This window comes from Streptomyces luteoverticillatus, assembly GCF_003970715.1.
GTDB classification, from domain to species: domain Bacteria; phylum Actinomycetota; class Actinomycetes; order Streptomycetales; family Streptomycetaceae; genus Streptomyces; species Streptomyces abikoensis.
Genome location: NZ_CP034587.1, coordinates 2,981,473 through 2,997,095 on the forward strand (window position 1 = coordinate 2,981,473; position 15,623 = coordinate 2,997,095).

The 15,623-nt window shown below is 73.6% G+C and carries 14 protein-coding genes; 4 read left to right on the top strand and 10 right to left on the bottom strand.

Annotation, left to right across the window (positions count from 1 at the left end; genetic code table 11):
- Positions 1-113: 113 nt before the first annotated feature.
- The 3 genes from EKH77_RS12895 to EKH77_RS12905 all read right to left on the bottom strand — a co-directional run bounded on the left by EKH77_RS12895 (position 114) and on the right by EKH77_RS12905 (position 4,183).
- A complete protein-coding gene (locus tag EKH77_RS12895) occupies positions 114-1,733 on the bottom strand; it encodes a penicillin-binding transpeptidase domain-containing protein (RefSeq protein WP_126914538.1) in 1,620 nt (539 codons plus the stop codon).
- Positions 1,734-1,867: 134 nt separating this feature from the next.
- Positions 1,868-3,637, bottom strand: coding sequence for a dolichyl-phosphate-mannose--protein mannosyltransferase (locus EKH77_RS12900; RefSeq protein ID WP_126914539.1), 1,770 nt, complete (start codon positions 3,635-3,637; stop codon positions 1,868-1,870).
- A gap of 69 nt (positions 3,638-3,706) precedes the next feature.
- Positions 3,707-4,183 (bottom strand): DUF6415 family natural product biosynthesis protein, encoded by a 477-nt coding sequence (locus EKH77_RS12905; RefSeq protein WP_126914540.1) that lies wholly within the window; start codon positions 4,181-4,183, stop codon positions 3,707-3,709.
- Between the two features lie 121 nt (positions 4,184-4,304).
- Here EKH77_RS12905 and EKH77_RS12910 point away from each other — a divergent pair, with 121 nt between their 5' ends.
- Positions 4,305-5,645 carry a hypothetical protein gene (locus EKH77_RS12910; RefSeq protein WP_126914541.1) on the top strand — a complete coding sequence of 447 codons (1,341 nt, stop codon included), beginning with the start codon at positions 4,305-4,307 and terminating at the stop codon, positions 5,643-5,645.
- Between the two features lie 74 nt (positions 5,646-5,719).
- Here EKH77_RS12910 and EKH77_RS12915 read toward each other — a convergent pair whose 3' ends face one another.
- Complete coding sequence (locus tag EKH77_RS12915) at positions 5,720-6,535, bottom strand: DUF6159 family protein (RefSeq protein ID WP_126914542.1); 816 nt, start codon at positions 6,533-6,535, stop codon at positions 5,720-5,722.
- A gap of 397 nt (positions 6,536-6,932) precedes the next feature.
- On the opposite strand from EKH77_RS12915, the gene EKH77_RS12920 reads away from it, so the two are divergent.
- On the top strand, positions 6,933-7,634 hold the full coding sequence (locus EKH77_RS12920; protein ID WP_126914543.1) for a hypothetical protein: 702 nt from the start codon (positions 6,933-6,935) through the stop codon (positions 7,632-7,634).
- A gap of 1 nt (position 7,635) precedes the next feature.
- Entirely contained in the window at positions 7,636-7,989 is a 354-nt protein-coding gene (locus EKH77_RS12925; RefSeq protein WP_126914544.1) for a GntR family transcriptional regulator, read from the top strand.
- On the opposite strand, the gene EKH77_RS12930 is transcribed toward EKH77_RS12925, so the two are convergent.
- The 5 genes from EKH77_RS12930 to EKH77_RS12950 form a co-directional block, all read right to left on the bottom strand.
- Positions 7,927-8,769, bottom strand: a complete 843-nt coding sequence (locus tag EKH77_RS12930; protein WP_126914545.1) for an SDR family NAD(P)-dependent oxidoreductase — start codon at positions 8,767-8,769, stop codon at positions 7,927-7,929. The genes EKH77_RS12925 and EKH77_RS12930 overlap by 63 nt on opposite strands.
- A gap of 10 nt (positions 8,770-8,779) precedes the next feature.
- Positions 8,780-9,979, bottom strand: a complete 1,200-nt coding sequence (locus tag EKH77_RS12935; protein WP_126914546.1) for a serine hydrolase domain-containing protein — start codon at positions 9,977-9,979, stop codon at positions 8,780-8,782.
- A 96-nt stretch (positions 9,980-10,075) separates the two neighbouring features.
- Entirely contained in the window at positions 10,076-10,798 is a 723-nt protein-coding gene (locus tag EKH77_RS12940) for an energy-coupling factor ABC transporter ATP-binding protein (protein ID WP_126914547.1), read from the bottom strand.
- Positions 10,799-10,850: 52 nt separating this feature from the next.
- A complete protein-coding gene (gene cbiQ, locus EKH77_RS12945; protein WP_126914548.1) occupies positions 10,851-11,615 on the bottom strand; it encodes a cobalt ECF transporter T component CbiQ in 765 nt (254 codons plus the stop codon).
- A 1-nt stretch (position 11,616) separates the two neighbouring features.
- Positions 11,617-12,660 (bottom strand): energy-coupling factor ABC transporter permease, encoded by a 1,044-nt coding sequence (locus EKH77_RS12950; RefSeq protein ID WP_126914549.1) that lies wholly within the window; start codon positions 12,658-12,660, stop codon positions 11,617-11,619.
- Between the two features lie 307 nt (positions 12,661-12,967).
- Between EKH77_RS12950 and EKH77_RS12955 the strand changes: the two genes are divergently transcribed.
- Positions 12,968-14,212 carry a GmrSD restriction endonuclease domain-containing protein gene (locus EKH77_RS12955; RefSeq protein ID WP_126914550.1) on the top strand — a complete coding sequence of 415 codons (1,245 nt, stop codon included), beginning with the start codon at positions 12,968-12,970 and terminating at the stop codon, positions 14,210-14,212.
- A gap of 116 nt (positions 14,213-14,328) precedes the next feature.
- Here EKH77_RS12955 and EKH77_RS12960 read toward each other — a convergent pair whose 3' ends face one another.
- Entirely contained in the window at positions 14,329-15,528 is a 1,200-nt protein-coding gene (locus EKH77_RS12960) for a MarP family serine protease (RefSeq protein ID WP_126914551.1), read from the bottom strand.
- Positions 15,529-15,623: the final 95 nt, after the last annotated feature.

A 15,623-nucleotide genomic window follows, 5' to 3' on the forward strand; every position in this document is an offset into this window, starting at 1 on the left:
CACCACCCCCGGCCCGGCGATCGGGTATGCGGCACGGAATGCTCATGACGCCCGACGCTAGCGGCGCCGCCCGGGCCGGGCGATGTCGTTTCCGTCACCCGAACCGTGTGACGTCACCCCGCGCGCAGCACGGCCGCGACGACCGGGCCGGCCGAGTCGCCGCCGTGGCCGCCCTGCGGGACGACGGCGGCCGCCGCCACGTCGTCGCGGTACGCGGCGAACCAGCCGTTGGGCGCGGTCTGTCCGTCGACCTCCGCCGAGCCCGTCTTGGCGCCGATCTCGCCGCCGAGGCCGGCCATCGCCCTGGCGCCCGTACCGGAGACGGCGGTGAGCCGCATCATCGAGCGCAGGTCGCGGGCGGCGCCGGGGGCCAGCGGGCGGGCGGCGCGGGCGAGTTGCCGGCCGTCCAGGGACGGGTCGACGAAGTAGGGCTGGTGGAACGATCCCTCGCGGACGGTCGCCGCTATGGACGCCATGTTGAGGGGGCTCATCTGCACCCGGCCCTGGCCGATGAGGGCCGCGGCCCGACCGGCGCCGCTGTCGGTGGGCACCCGGCCGTCGAACGTCGGGACGCCGGCCTTCCAGTCCAGCCCGATCCCGAAGACGTCGCGGGCCTCGTCGGCGAGGGCGCTGTCGGAGAGCTGCCCGGCGAAGGAGATGAAGGCGGTGTTGCAGGAGGCGGCGAAGTCCTGGGCGAAGGTGGCCCGGGGGTTCTCGCTGTTCTCGACGTTGTGGAAGGTCATGCCGTAGGTGGCGTTCTTCGGGCACGGCAGGGACTTGGCGGGCGCGGCCTTGCCCTGTTCCAGCAGCAGCGCGGACGTCACGATCTTCATCGTGGAGCCGGGCGCCGTCGTACCGCCCAGGGCGGCGTTGAAGCCGCCCTTCTTGGAGTTGGCGACGGCGAGGATCTCGCCGGTGCTCGCCTTGACGGCCACGACGGAGGCGTCGTTGTACTTGTTCACCGCGGCCTCGGCGGCGCGCTGGACGCCCGCGTCGATGGTGGTGCGCAGCTTGCCGGGCTTGCCCTCGGAGACGACGTGGAGGTTCTTGGGCGCGGTGCCCGCGGGTCCTTCGAGCCGGACGGCGACGGCGGGCTCGCCGCCCGCCTTCTCGCCGTACTTCTTGCGGAGGTCGGGCAGGACGGACGCCAGCGACGGGTGGTCCTTGGGGTCCAGCTCGGCGCCGCCCCGGTCCACGGCGACGACCTTGGACTCCTCGGTGGCGCCGGTGCGCAGCGTCCGGCCGGCGGTGAGCTCGGGGTGGACGACGGCCGGCCGCCAGCCGACCTTGGCCCGGCCGCCCTCGGCGGCGGCGCGGACGACGTCGAGCGAGGAGTCGTAGGTCCAGGTGGTGTGCTGCTTGCCGTGGACGACCTCGGCGCTGACGGAGAAGGGCACCTTCGTGCCGACGGCCGTGCCCTGCTTGAACGTCACCTTCTCGACGTGCGCGGTGTCGCGGTAGGCGGTCAGGGCGGTGGTCGCCGCCTGGACGTCGTCGGTGAGGCCGGCGGCCTTGCCGGTGTCGCCGGCCGCCCACGCGGCGAGGAAGTCGCGCGCGGTCTTCTCGGTCTCGCCGGATGTCGGCGGCCCGGTCCGGGCCGGTGCGGCTTCGGCCCGCAGGCCGCCCGCGCCGTCGCCCGTGACGGCGTCGACGAGGTTGTAGGCCCCCAGCCCGGCCGCGCCCACCACGGTCACGGTGGCGACACCTATCGCGATCTTCGCTCCAGTGCGCATGTTCCCCTGCCCCCTCCTGGTTTTAATCACCTGATTAAAACCTCGGACGGCACTCTACGGGATGAGGGTGACGCACGGTGTGAAACGACCGGAAACAGCCGCTTGGAACCGACGGGCCGTCAAACGGCCCTCGTTCAGATCCAGGTGTCGAACCACATCCGGTTGCGCCAGGCGTCCATGGGGATGGCCTGGCCGGTGTAGATCGGGAAGAAGTAGACGAAGTTCCAGGCGATGAGCAGGACGAGCACGCCCGCGCCGACGGCGCCCAGCGCGCGGCGCCGTTCGGGGGCTCCGGGCGGGCCGAGGATCGCCCCGACCATCATGGCCACCGCGAGGCAGAGGAAGGGCACGAAGACGACCGCGTAGAAGACGAAGATCGTTCGTTCCTGCCACATGAACCAGGGGAGATATCCGGCCATGACCCCGCACAGCACCGCGCCCGCCCGCCAGTCGCGGCGCAGCGCCCACCGGTAGAGCAGATAGACGACCGCGAAGCAGCCCGCCCACCACAGCAGCGGGGTGCCCAGCGCGAGGACCTCGCGGGCGCACTTGTCGGCCGTGTCGATGGGGCAGCCGGCGTTGCCGGGCTTGGGGGACTCGTAGAAGTACGAGACCGGCCGGGACTGGACCAGCCAGCTCCAGGGGTTGGACTGGTAGGTGTGCGGCGAGGAGAGGGTGGTGTTGAAGTCCCACACCTGCCGCTCGTAGTGCCACAGGCTGCGCAGCGGGTTGAGGACGCCGGCGAGGAAGCCGTCCGGGCTTTGGCCGCCCTCGGTCTCGGCCCAGTGCCGGTTGTAGCCGCTGTGCTGCCAGCCCGCGGTCTTGTCGTACGTGCCGCTGTGGGTGAACCAGCCCGTCCAGGAGGCGACGTACACGCCGACCGCGACCGGCACGGTCGAGGCGAACGCCCAGGGCACGTCGCGCCGCAGCGTGGACAGCCAGGGCCGCCGGGCGCCGGCGAGGCGTCGGGAGCCGACGTCCCACAGCACGATCATCAGGCCGAACGCGGCGAGGTAGATGCCGCCGTTCCATTTGGTGGCGAAGGCCAGCCCGAGGAACACCCCGGCGGCCAGCCGCCAGGGCCGCCACCCCAGCCGCAGCCGGTCGCCGACCCCGGCGTCGGGCAGGGGCGTGCCGTCCTCCCGCTCCGGCAGTGCGGCGGCGAGCCGGGCCCGCGCCCTGTCGCGGTCGACGAGCACGCAGCCGAAGGCGGCGAGGACGAAGAACATCAGCACGGTGTCGAGCAGCGCCGTGCGGCTCATGACGAAGTGCAGCCCGTCGACGGCGAGCAGCGCCCCGGCCAGGCACCCCAGGAACGTCGACCGGAACAGCCGCCGCCCGATGCGGCACAGCATCAGCACCGACAGGGTGCCGAGCACGGCGACCATGAACCGCCAGCCGAAGGGGTTCAGCCCGAACATCCACTCGCCGAGGGCGATGACCCACTTGCCGACGGGCGGGTGGACGACGTACCCGGGGGCGTCGGGGACGGCGGCGTGCCCGGCGACGATCTGGTCGTTGACGTCCTTGACGCTGTTCCAGTCGACCTCGTAGCCCCGCTTCAGCAGGGCCCAGGCGTCCTTGGCGTAGTACGTCTCGTCGAATATGACGGCGTTCGGGGAACCCAGATTCCAGAACCGCAGCAGCCCCGCGAACAGCGCCACGACCAGCGGCCCGGCCCACCCCATGGACCGCGCGAGCACCCGCGCCGCCCCCGGCCCGGCCCCCATCGCCTCCCACACCCGCGTCCCGGGCTCGGGAAACGCGGGCACGAGCCGCTCCCGCACATCCGGCCGCACCACACCCCCCGGATACCCGAACCGACGGAGTCTGCGCTGCCAGGGAAGCGGCTGCTCGTCCGTGGTCAGGCCCTGCCGGGAATGCGTCGCGGTGTCACTGGTCACCGCGCCATCGTAGGGAACGGACCTGTGAGGACGCGGGGGGCGCGTCGCGGACGGCCCTGCCGGAGCCCGCTAGGGCGCCGCGTGCGCCTCGCGCTGGTGGACGCCCATGCGGGTGGCGGCGTCCCGCATTCCGCCGGTGTCCTCCCGCCTCTCCGCCTCGCGCCGGTCGGCTTTGAGGTACGCGCACTGGGCGCACGGCAGCGCGACCCTCAGCTCGTGACATGCCCGGCCGAGGTCCCGCATGTGCAGCACAGCCGACCGCAGCCCGTCCCCGGGTCCCTCCGCGAGCACCCGCCGCGCCGCGTCGACCACCGACCGCGCCCCTTCCCCGTCCGGCGCCGTCGGCGGCATACATCCGGCGTGCGCCTCCGCGGCGGGCAGCAGTTCCTCGAGGAACCCGCGCAGGCACGAGGTGGTCTCCTGTACGTCCTCGTGCCGGGGCAGGGCGGCGGGGCGCGCGATCGCGCGGCGGATGGCGTCGGCGACGTACCGCGACATCGCAGTCGCGGTGTCCTCGGTTTTCAAGCCGCTGTTGATCGTGTCCACGGTCAGGGCTCCCTCGCAGAGATCGTCCGGTACGCAGAGGTAACACCGCTGACGGACCCCGCCGGTACCGTGGAAGCGAGGCGTGAACGTGAAAGCCATGAAAGCCGGCAGGAGTTGAGGCATGGCGAGCAACCCACGCACCCCGAACAAAGCCCTGGCCGCCCTGCTCGACCAGGCAAGGTGGTCACGCGGCCAGTTCGCGACGGCGGTGAACCGGACCGGCGCCGAGGCCGGACTGAGCCTGCGCTACGACCAGTCGGCCGTCTCGCACTGGCTGTCCGGGACGACGCCCCGGCGGGACGTTCGGCCCGTCGTCCTCGAAGCCCTCGCCCGCCGTCTGAAGCGACCGGTCACACACGCCGAGGCCGGGCTGCCCGCCCCGGACGGGCACGACGGCACGGGCACCCTGGAAGAGCTGATCGACGTCGGCAGGGCCGACATGGACCCGTCCCGCCGGGGCGTGCTCACGGCAGGCGTCTACTCGGCCGCGCTCGCGGTCCCGCTCTTCCCCGACCTCGCCGGAGGCGATCTCGAACATTCCCGCGACACCGGCCGCACCGTACGTATCGGCACGGGCGAGGTCGCCACGGTCCGCACCATGACCGAGAAGATCGCCGACATCCTCGACGAACTCGGCGGCGGCCACGCCCGCCCCATGGCGGCCGCCTTCCTGGTCAACACCGTCGCCCCGTACCTGAAGGCCTCGGCCCCGGAGAGCGTCCGCAAGGACATGCTGTCGGCCGCGTCCGACCTCGTCTATCTGACCGGCTGGATGGCGATGTACGAGCGCGAGCACGGCCTCGGGCAGCGCTACTACACGAAGGCCCTCAAGCTCGCCGGCGCGGCGGAGGACCACATCACGTACTGCCGCACCCTGCGCGGCATGAGCCTCCAGGCGTCGAACCTCGGCCACGGCGCCAAGGCCCTGGAGCTCGCCGACGCCGCCGCCGAGGCTTCACCGAAGGCCGGCCCGCGCCTTCGGGCCTTCCTCGCGGGGCAGCAGGCCCACGCCGCGTCGATGACGGGCGACCGTCACACCGCGTTCGCGCGGCTGCGCGAGACGGAGACCGCACTGTCGAAGGCGGACTCCCGGCGGGAGGCCATCGGCGGGTACGACGCGAGCGCGTACCACTTCCACGTGTCGCACGTGCTCTACGAGTTCAAGGACCTGGAGGGATCGGTCCGCGCCATGCGGGACTGTCTCAAGGTCCAGCCCCGCCGGGAACGACAGGGCCGCGTGCACTCCAACGCCCTCCTGGCACAGCGCCAGTTCGAGCTCGGCCACCTGGAGGCGGCGTGCGCCACGTGGCACGCCTTCCTCGACGACTACGTCCAGCTCTCGACGGCACGCGGCGACGAGCACTTCGCCACGATGCGGCGCCGGATCCGCCCGTACGAGCGGACGCGCGCGGTGCGGGAGCTCACGGAACGGGCCCGCGAGATCGCTCGTGCCAAGGCATGAGCCGCGTAAGGCAGCGGAACCCCATAGCGGAGCCACCCACCCGTTGAGATTTGCGCTGGCTCCGCCCGTCCCCCTCACGGCCGGAAACCCACCTGGGCCGCCGGTAGCGCGGAGCGGGAGAGGAAGGTGGGCGGGAGGGGGGTCGCGGAGGCGCGGTGGTAGAGGGTCATGCGGTAGATGCCCGACAGGGTGGACGAGGCGATGCCCACCAGGAGCCACAGGACGACCACTCCGCCCGCCACCGCGAGCATGACCGCGACGTCGTCCGTCTCGACAGCGAGGATCAGCGCCGCCACGCCCGCGAAGGCCACGAGAACGGTGGTCAGGAGTACCCGCGTGAACCCGGCGAGCTGGGCGCCCAGTTCCCGGCGGCCGAGGGCCAGCGAGCGGCGCAGGGTCGTGAGCAGCCCGGCGCCCTCGGCGACGAGGACCGGGAGGGCGAAGTAGGTCAGGAGCGACCAGGACAGCCCGGCCATGTCGAAGAGCCAGGAGACCCCGACCGTCGACTCGGCGGCCCGCAGCAGTACGCCGATGCTGTTGCCGAGCACGCTCCAGCAGGCGAGCGCCGGCATGCGGCGCAGCATCGCGCCCAGGGAGGCGCGGATCGTCGGGCGGGCGTCCTCCAGGAGGGCGTGCACGGAGTGGAGCAGTGCGGCGGTGAAGTAGGTGCCCACGCAGGACAGCAGGGCCAGCAGGGCGAACACCATGACCGTCTGAGATGTCGTCGGCGCCTCGTCGTTCAGCGCCCGGTCGCGGACGCCGCTCAGGGGCAGCAGCCACGCGGCCGTCACCACCGCCGCCAGCGCGGCGATGTTCATCGCCGGAAAGCACAGCAGTGCCGGCCGGCGCTTCAGCACCCCGAAGGCCGTTCTGACGATTCCGCGTTTCATGCCACCCCTTTTCAGCCAATCGAAGGCCGCATCCTTCCACGGCGGACGCAGGGCGGTGCAAGCTCAGCTTGTTCTATTACTATGCAAACAATTGGAGGTGCCAAGCCATGTCCATGTCCATGTCCACCGCACGCCGCCTACTCGTCGCCGTCCTCCCCTATCCCCTCGCCTGCGCCGCCGTCGCCTTCTTCTACCGTTCGCTCCGCGACCGGCTCCCGAATCCCATGGCCACGCACATCGGTTCCGGCAACAAGGCCGACGGGTTCGACGATCCGGGGGCGTTCCTCGCCGTCTCCCTCACCGTGTTCCTCGCCGTCGGCGTCGTGTTCGCCTTCCTGATCTGGCTGACGCGGTCGGCACCCGGGCAACAGCGCGGGGTCGCCGTGGCCGGGGCGGCATGGGCGTGGCCCTCGGGTGGATCGTCGTCGGCATCCTCCGCGCCAACGCCGACGTCGGCGCGGGCGGTGACGCGGCCGACGTCACGCTGCCCGGCTGGCAGGCAGGCCTGGCCTTCGCCGCCGGCGCCGTGTATGGCCTGCTCGGCTGGCCGGCCGCCGGCCGGGACAAGGCCCCCGCCCCCGCCACCGAGCCCGCCCCCGCCGACGCCGCGCGGCTGCCCCTCGCCGAGAGCGAGAGCGCGAGCTGGACCCGCGTCGCCGGGGGGCGCGCGCAGGTCGGTGTCGGGGCGATCACGCTGGTCAGCGCGGTGCTCATCGGGTTCGTCGCCGGCTGGCCCGCCGCGCTGATCTGCGCCGCCTTCGGCGTGCCGCTGGTCCTTCTCTGCCGGGTGCGCGTCAGCGCCGACCGGCGCGGCATCACCGTCACGCCCGCCGTACTGCCCTGGCCGCGCCTGAACGTGCCGCTGGAGCGGATCGAGGAGGCCGGCCACCGGTCCGTCGACGCCCTGCGCGACCTCGGCGGCTGGGGCTACAAGGCCCACCCCGGCGTCAGCGGTATCGTGCTGCGTTCCGGCGACGCGATCAGCGCCCGGCTCACCAACGGCAGCGAGTTCGTCGTCACCGTCGACGACGCGGCCACCGCCGCCGCGCTGCTCAATACCCTGGCCGACAGGGAGCGTTCCATCGGAGGGCGGGCCTGACATGTTGTTCCGCGTCGATCCGTCCTCCCCCGTCCCGCTCGGCGAGCAGATCGCCGGCGGGCTGCGGGGCGCCATCGCCGACGGCTCCGTACGCCCCGGCGAGCGGCTGCCGTCCGCGCGGGAGGTCGCCGCGTCCCTCGGCGTCAACATGCACACCGTGCTGCGCGGCTACCAGCAGCTCCGCGACGAGGGCCTCATCGAGCTGCGCCGAGGGCGCGGGGCCGTCGTGACGGGCGGCCCCGCCTCCGGGCGGGCCCGGCTCACCGCGCGGGCGCGGGAGCTCGTCGCCGAGTCACGCGCGCTCGGGCTCTCCGACGACGACATCGTCGACCTCGTCCGCACCGTCCTCGGATGACCGCCGCAGCGCCCGCCGCAGGCCCACGTTCCCGATCAGGATGCCGCCGTCCACCGGCAGCGTCACCCCCGTGATCCACGACGCGTCCGGCGAGGCCAGGAAGGCCACCGCCGCCGCGATGTCCTCCGGCCGCCCCACCCGCCCCAGCGGGTAGTGCTCGGCCGCCCGGTCCAGCGAGGCCTCCCGGCCCGCCCAGCCGGGCGTGCGGATCGTGCCCGGCGCCACGAGGTTGACCCGGACGCCACGGGCCGCGCAGTGGCCGGCCAGCGTCCGGGTCAGGCCGGCCAGGCCCGCCTTGGCGGCGCTGTAGGCGTGGTTGCCGAAGTCCTGCTCGCCATTGACCGAGCCGATGCTGATGACGGAGGCGCGGCCGCCCGCCGCCGACAGCAACGGCATCGCCGCCCGCACGCACCGGAAGGCACCGGTGAGGGTGATGTCCAGGTCGCGAGCCCACGCCTCGTCCGGGAAGTCCTCGACCAGCGGCGGGTCCGGGTGGAACGAGTAGGCGTTGTTGACCAGCACGTCCAGGCGCCCGTAGCGGTCGGCGGCGAAGGCCACCGCTGCCTCGACGGCCGCCCTGTCGCCGATGTCGCAGGCGAGCGCGTCGGCGGTGAGCCCGTCCGCCCGGAGGCCCGCCGCGGCCCGCGCCGCGCGCTCGCCGTCCAGGTCGGTGACGAGCACGCGCGCGCCCTCCGAGACGAAGCGGCGCGCCGTGGCCTCGCCGATGCCCCGGCCCGCGCCGGTGATCAGTACCGCGTAGCCCTCGAACCTTCCGGTCATGCGGCCAGCTTTACCCCGCCAGCGACCGCGCAACCGCCCGGACCAGCGCCTGGGCGCGCGGGTCCGCCGTGACGTTCTTCTGCATGCCGTTGGTGACATACCCGAAGGCGACGCCCGACTCGGGGTCGGCGAAGGCCAGGGAGCCGCCGCGGCCGGGGTGGCCGAAGGAGCCGGGGGCCAGCAGCGGGGACGCCGGGCCGTGGAGCATGTAGCCCAGGCCGAAGCGGGTGTTGACGACGAGGACGCGGTCCGGGCCCGCCGACTCCTCGGTGCGGGCCAGGGTCAGCGTCGCCGGGGCGAAGAGCCGGCGGCCGCCGTCGACCGGGCCGATCAGCGAGGCGTAGAAGCGGGCCAGCGCGTCGGCCGTGGCGATGCCGCCGGAGGCGGGCAGTTCGGCGGCGCGGTAGGCCGGGTCGTTCTCGTCGGCGGCGGGGGTGATGGCGCCGAAGGCGCGGCGGGTCAGCGAGTCCGGGTCGCGGTAGGCGTCGGTGACGGACGCCTTGGGGCGGACGCGCAGCCCGGCGGCGGCGGGCGCGGCGGGGGCCTCGATGTCGGCGATCCGGCCGACGCGGTGCCGCTCGGCGTCCGGCAGGCCTATCCACAGGTCCAGGCCCAGCGGCCCGGATATCTCCTCGGCCACCCACGTGCCCAGGGACCGCCCGGTCACGCGCGGGACCAGCTCGCCGAGCAGCCAGCTGTAGGTCTGGGCGTGGTAGCCGTGGTCCGTGCCGGGCTCCCAGGCGGGGGCCTGCTCGGCGAGGGCGCGCGGGCCGCTGACGCCGTCGATGGCCTCGGCGGGCGTGAGCGGGGTGTCCAGCGCGGGCAGCCCGGCGCGGTGCGCGAGCAGGTGGCGGACGAGGACCCGCTCCTTGCCGGCCGCCTTGAACTCGGGCCAGTACGTGCCCACGGGCGCGTCCAGGTCCACCTGGCCGCGCTGGTGCAGCAGGAGGAGGACGGCGGCGGCGACGCCCTTGGTGGCGGAGCGGACGATCTGGGCGGTGCCGTGCCGCCAGGGCTCGTCCCCGCCACCGGCGTCGCGCTCGTCCCCACCGTCGGCGTCGCGCGTGCCGGCCCACAGGTCGGCGACCTTCCGGCCGTCCCGGTAGACCGTCACGGCCGCGCCGCGCTCACCGCGCCGGGCGAAGTTCTCCGCGAAGGCGTCCCGGACCGGCTCGAAGCCGTCCGCCACCGCGCCCTGGACGTCCACCACTGTCTTCCGCTCCCACTGTGCCGATCACTACAAATCCATCCACCATGGTGCAACGTGCCCGGAAGTGGTCGTGGACGGGGGTCACCCTCCCATGGGTCACCTCCCCATGACCACCGAGCGCGGGTCGAAGCCGAACGGCAGCTCCAGGCGGTGGGCCCGCATGGTGTCCTCGTCGCAAAGCAGCTCCCCGGTGGGCCCGTCGGCGGCGATGACGCCGCCGCTGAGGATCACCGAGCGTTCGCACAGCTCCAGCGCGTACGGCAGGTCGTGGGTGACCATGAGCACGGTCACATCCAGCGAGCGCAGGATGTCGGCGAGCTCGCGCCGGGAGGCCGGGTCGAGGTTGGAGGAGGGCTCGTCGAGGACGAGGATCTCCGGCTCCATGGCCAGGACCGTGGCCACCGCCACCCGGCGCCGCTGCCCGAAGGACAGGTGGTGCGGGGGCCGGTCGGCGAACTCCGCCATGCCGACCCGGTCCAGGGCGGTGTGGACGCGCTCCTCCAGCGCCGCCCCGCGCAGCCCGGCGGCGGCCGGGCCGAAGGCGACGTCCTCGCGGACGGTCGGCATGAACAGCTGGTCGTCCGGGTCCTGGAAGACGATGCCGACCCTGCGCCGTACCTCGGCCAGGTTCGGCTTCGTCACCGGCAGCCCGGCGACCCGCACCGAGCCCACGCCGCCGCCGAGGATGCCGTTGAGGTGGAGGACGAGGGTGGTCTTCCCGGCGCCGTTGGGGCCGAGGAGGGCCACCCGCTCCCCGCGCCGGACGGTCAGGTCGACGCCGAAGAGGGCCTGGTGGCCGTCGGGGTAGGCGAAGGCCAGTCCGGAGACCTCGAGGGAAGGGGTCCCGGGGAAAGGGTCTCGGGGGAAAGGGTCATGTCAGGGTCCATCCCGTCAGGCAGACCGCCAGCGCGGCCAGCGGCAGCGCGGCCGCGTGCGTCCACTGCGCACGGGTCGCGGTCACGTCGTCGATCACGGGCATCACGCCCGTATACCCCCGGCTGACCATCGCCAGGTGGACGCGCTCCCCGCGCTCGTACGAGCGGATGAACAGCGCCCCGGCGGACTTGGCCAGCACCCCCCAGTGGCGCACCCCGCGCGCGGTGAAGCCGCGCGACTCCCGGGCGATGCGCATGCGCCGCATCTCGTCCGTGACCACATCGCCGTAGCGGATCATGAAGGACGCGATCTGGACGAGCAGCGGCGGCATCCGCAGCCGCTCCAGCCCCAGCAGCAGCGCCCGCAGCTCGGTCGTCGCGGCGAGGAGCACGGAGGCGGCGACGCCCAGGGTGCCCTTGGCGAGGATGTTCCAGGCGCCCCACAGCCCGGGCCCGCTGAGCGACAGCCCGAGCACATCCACCTTCTCGCCGGGCACGACGAACGGCATCAGCAGCGCGAAGGCGACGAACGGCACCTCGATCAGCAGCCGTCGCAGCAGGAAGCCGTACGGCACCCGGGCCACGCCCGCGACGGCCGCGAGCAGCAGCGCGTACAGCCCGAACGCCCACACCGCCTCGCGGGGCGTGGCGACGACGACGAGGACGAAGCAGAAGACGGCGGCGAGCTTGCAGTGCGGCGGCAGCTCGTGGACCGGTGAGCGGGCGTGGCGGTAGAGCTTGTGCGCGTGTCCGGCACCCATGTCAGACGGTCTCGGAGACGGGAGCAGCGGATTCCGTACGGCTCCTGCGGCGGCGGGCGACCACGAAGACGCCCGTGCCCACCGCGAGCGTCGCCCCGACGCCGATCACACCGGCCAGCCCGCCGGAAAGCCGGGCGTCGCCGACGTCCTTGACCTGGTAGTCCGCGAGCGGGGAGTCCTTGGCCGCGTGCTGCTCGGCCCTGGCGTCGATGCCCTTGTCGTGGGCGACCTTCTCCAGGCCGTCCGGGCTGGTGGACGCGTAGTAGCTGACGAACCCGGCGAGCGCCAGGGCCAGCACGAGACCCACACCGACGATCTTGCGGACCGGGCGGGGGGCGGCCTTCGACACCTCGACGGGGACGACGGTCCCGTCCGCGTTCCGGATCTCCAGCGGCTTGGCCAGCCCCCGCGCCCCGTAGACCAGGTCGGGGCGGACGGCCACGACCGCGCCCACGGTCAGCGCCGTGATGACGGCCTCGCCGACGCCGATGAGGACGTGGACGCCGATCATGGCCGTGGCGACCTTGCCGATGGGCACGTCGGTGGTGCCGCCCAGCGCGTAGATCAGGGTGAAGGCGCCGGCCGCCGCGGGGACGGACACCAGCGCGGCCACGAAGGCGGCGGCGGTCACGGAGGAGCGGCGGCGGGGCAGGGCCTTGGCCAGCAGCCGGAAGAGGGCGTAGGCGACGACCGTCGTGACCACCGCCATGTCGGTGATGTTGACGCCCAGGGCCGTGAGCCCGCCGTCGGCGAACAGCACGCCCTGCATCAGCAGCACCACGGATACGCAGAGGACCCCTGTGTAGGGGCCGACGAGTATCGCCGCGAGCGCTCCGCCCAGCAGATGCCCGCTGGTGCCCGCCGCGACGGGGAAGTTCAGCATCTGCACGGCGAAGATGAACGCCGCCACCAGCCCCGCGAGCGGCGCGGCGCGCTCGTCCAGCTCGCGTCGCGCGCCGCGCAGGCAGACCGCGACGGCGGACGCGGCGACGGCCCCGGTCGCCAGGGACACCGGGGCGTTGATGAACCCGTCGGGTACGTGCATGACGGTTCTCCGTCTCTCCGTCTCACCGGCCACCCGGGGCGGCCGTGATGTCCGGCCGTCGGTCCGGCCGTGAACCGCTCGATGATAGGGGCGTCCTGCGAACGAGTGGCAAGAGCGTGTGCGGCGCGCCTGCGCGCCCCTCGCCGGGGCCCGCGCCCCACCGACGGAACGGACAGTTCACTTCCGGGGCCAGTCGAGTGATTCGCCCACTTGCACGGCATATGTCCCGTTCATCTGCTCACTCGTCATGACGGCCATGCCAGCTCCGCGGCCGTGTCGGCTCCGCGGTGCCACCCAAGGAGGTCCCATGCGATCGCAGGAGATATCCGTGCGCGGGTTCCGGAGGCCGTTGCTCGCGTCCACCGTCGCCGTCGGCGCCCTGCTCCTGGCGGCGGTCCCGGGCGCCGCCGCCCGGACCGTGCCACCGACCGGCACGGACCACGCGCGGCCGCGGGCGGCCGGGCTGCCCGGCGACTACGACGAGACCGCCTGCGAGGGCCCGTCTCCGGACGAGGGGGACATCTACTCGCGGCCCCCCGTGCCCGGCCCCGAGTCCGACCCTCCCGGCGGCAAGCCCGCGCGGCCCAACCCCTCCGCCCCGGCCAAGCCCCCGGAGCGGGCACCGCACGGCTCCTCGGCCGGGGCCGCGCGCCACGGCCGCGCCCTGCCCGCGCGCGTGCCCACGAGGTGGCCCCGGAACCTGCCCGGCCGTGACGAGGCCACGCGCATGCTGGCCGATCTGGACGTCGCCGCCCTGCGGGGCGACGGCTACGACCGCCGCTACTTCGGCGCGACCTGCTGGGTGCGGCACGGCCTGGACCAGTGCACGACGCGCGAGGTCGCCCTGAAGCTCTACTCCGTCGTGCCGGCCACGCTCCGGGGCAAGTGCCAGGTCGTCGGCGGCCAGTGGCACAGCGAGTACGACAACAGGACGTTGGCCGACCCGGTGCACGTCGACGTCGACCACGTCGTGTCGCTGCGCAACGCCTGGGGCTCGGGGGCGCGCGAGTGGCCGGCGGAGAAGCGCCTCGAGTTCGCCAACGACCTGACGGCCTCCCCGGAGCTGATCGTGGTGTCCACGTGGGGCAACCGCCGCAAGGGCGACAAGTCCCCGGACCAGTGGCTGCCGCAGGACCCGCTCGGGCAGTGCCTCTACAGCCAGGCGTGGATCGGGGTGAAGGACTACTACGGGCTGAGTGTCACCCGGGCCGAGAAGGACAAGCTGCGGCAGGTCCTGGACGCCTGTCCCGCCCAGGCCCCCACGGACGGCCCCGGCCGCCCGAACCGCCCGAACCGCCCGGACCACCAGCCGCAGCAGCCCCAGGGGGACAGGCAGGACCGTCAGGACCGCCCTGACCGGCAGCCCCAGGGGGACCACCAGAACCGGCCCGACCGGCCCGACCGCCAGAAGGACCACGGCGGGCAGGACCGCCAGGACCGTCCCGACCGGCAGAAGGACCACGACCGGCAGGACCGCCCCGACCGGAACGACCGGAACGACCGGGACGACCGGGACGACCGCCACGACCGGGACAGCCGGGACGACCGCTGAGCGCTCCGCCGGAAGTCCGGTACGTCGTCTGCCGGTGCGTCGTGGCTGGTCGCGCCCACGCGGCGGTAGCCGCATACCGGCACTGTCCCGCGCCCCTTCGGGCGCTACCGGGCCACTTAGAGCGCGGCCCGGCTGCCGGTGCTGACCGGCGCGGTCGCCTGCGCCGCCCGCCGGGCGGCGTCGGCGACCTGGTCGGCGGTCAGCACATAGCCCGTCTCCGCGTCCGTCGTGGAGCGGGCGAAGACCACCCCGTACACCTTCCCGGTGGGGGTCAGCAGCGGTCCGCCCGAGTTGCCGGGGCGGATCGTGGAGCGGACGGAGAAGACCTCGCGCGTGGTGATGCCGTCGCCGTAGATGTCCTGGCCCTTGGCCCGGACCTCGTTGGCGACGATCGCCGCGCGCAGGTCGAGCCCGCCGTTCTCGGGGAAGCCCGCGACGACGGCCGCGTCGCCGCGCTTGGCGGTCTTGTCGAAGGGCAGCACGGGCGCGTCCAGACCGGGGACGTCCAGGACGGCGACGTCCGTGTCCGGGTCGAAGAGGACGACCTTCGCGCTGTACGCCCGCCCGACGCCGCCGACCTTCACGGTCGGGTCGCTGACGCCGGCCACCACGTGGGCGTTGGTCATCACGTGCTCGTGGGAGAAGACGAAACCGCTGCCCTCCTGGCCGCGCCGTCCGTCGCCGCCGACGTTCGCCACGCCCTCGACCTTGACGACGCTGCGCCGGGCGGCCCGGCTCGCGTCCGCGGTCACCATGTCGCCGGTGGGCTTCGGGACGCTGGTGGCGGGCTCACTCTCGAAGGGGTTGAACACCTGCGGGAACCCGGCCCCGGCCAGCGCGTCCGTCGTCCGGCTGAACCAGGTGGGCGCCTGCTCGGGCATCGCCCTGTGCACCGCGCCCAGCAGCTTCGACTCCTTGATCTCCCGGGTGAGGGAGGCGGAGTTCGCCGAGACGAGCACGCTCGCGGCCACCCAGCCGACCAGCAGCACGGCCAGCGACGCGGCGGCCGCGCCGGCTATGCCGTCGAGGCCGCGCACCGGCGCCCACGTCAGCCGGGACCGCAGCCGCCAGGCGAACCGGCCGGCGACGGCGTGGCCGATCACGGCCGGGATCAGCACGACCAGGACGGCGGCGACGGCCGCCAGGGACGTACCGGGCTCGAAGGGCTCCAGCGCGTAGGGCAGCGCCCACACGCCCAGCACCGCGCCGCCGAGGAACCCGGCGAACAGCACGACGCTCGCCACCAGGCCCCTGCGGTAGCCGGAGACGGCGTAGCAGAGGACGAGCAGCAGCAACAGCACATCGATCAGGTTCAACGCGAAGCCCTTTCCTTCACACGCGTCCCCCGACCGCGCCCACCTGCGTGGACTTAGGAAAACGCAGGCACAGCGGGTGGCGGTTCCCATTCCGC